The organism is Leptospira soteropolitanensis, assembly GCF_026151655.1.
Taxonomy (GTDB): domain Bacteria; phylum Spirochaetota; class Leptospiria; order Leptospirales; family Leptospiraceae; genus Leptospira_A; species Leptospira_A soteropolitanensis.
Window position 1 is genome coordinate 1 of record NZ_JAMQPN010000082.1, and the last position, 908, is coordinate 908.

Below are 908 nucleotides of genomic sequence, written 5' to 3' on the forward strand. Positions count from 1 at the left end.
ACTTACCGAAGTTCCCCGACCCTGAGTCCCGGTGACGGGACGTTAGGGACTGGCATGTAGCTTGCGTAAGCAAGGCGAATGCCAGAAGGGGAATTTGCCGGAGGCCGAGCGAGGCCTTGTGCCGAAGCGTAGCGGTAAGTCGCTGTTATGCGTAGTGGCTTTATCCCCAAATGACCAAATCATCTTCTGCTATAAAATCGCAGTTATCGCAGTGAGGTTTTTTTGGTGAAATTTTTCCGCTCTCACAATTTGGACATTCATTTGAATCGATTAATAATTTAACTTCTTTACCTAATGTTACGCCACAATCAGAACATGAGCTTCCCAAATATTTAAAATCCCACTCGCTCCAGCAATTAGGACAATGATTATGAGGAATTTCAACAATGTGGCCTTGAACTAAATATCGATTAAATTTATACGATTCACTGAATTTATATGTTTCAGCGGTATTACCAAGACCATTAATTCCAACACGTAACATTTCAATTGATTTTTCTCTTTCAGAATCAAATATACTTAAATTGAAGCTGAATTCAATAGAATATTTTTCTGGAAGTTTTTTTAGAAGATTCTTAATTAAATATTCGATATTTTCTATTTCGCCTTTTTCTTTTAGATTTTCAAATTTTGTATGAATATTTTCAGATATAGCATTTAGTTCATAGAATTTTTCGTCATTCATATCATAAATCAAATCTTAATAGGAAAATTATCAAGGAAATATCAGACAATTTTATTAGTGTCAAAAAGTAAAAGAATCTTTATCCTTTAAAAACTTGTATTATTTGAAATTCGTAGAAATTCAATTCTTCCAACGAATAGATATTTTTCATTTTTCTTAAAATCTATTTTAGTTGAATTTTTTGAAATCTTACATATTTAAGCCATTACGCATAACGAACTAG

Annotated in this window: 1 protein-coding gene; it reads right to left on the bottom strand. The window is 32.9% G+C overall.

Annotated elements, in window-relative coordinates:
• Positions 1 to 160: 160 nt before the first annotated feature.
• Positions 161 to 685, bottom strand: a complete 525-nt coding sequence (locus ND811_RS19410) for a zinc ribbon domain-containing protein (RefSeq protein ID WP_265353630.1) — start codon at positions 683 to 685, stop codon at positions 161 to 163.
• Positions 686 to 908 lie beyond the last annotated feature (223 nt).

What these genes read in the sequence shown, in the direction of transcription:
- ND811_RS19410 (WP_265353630.1), bottom strand. Translation starts at nt 685, where the DNA reads ATGAATGACGAAAAATTCTATGAACTAAATGCTATATCTGAAAATATT.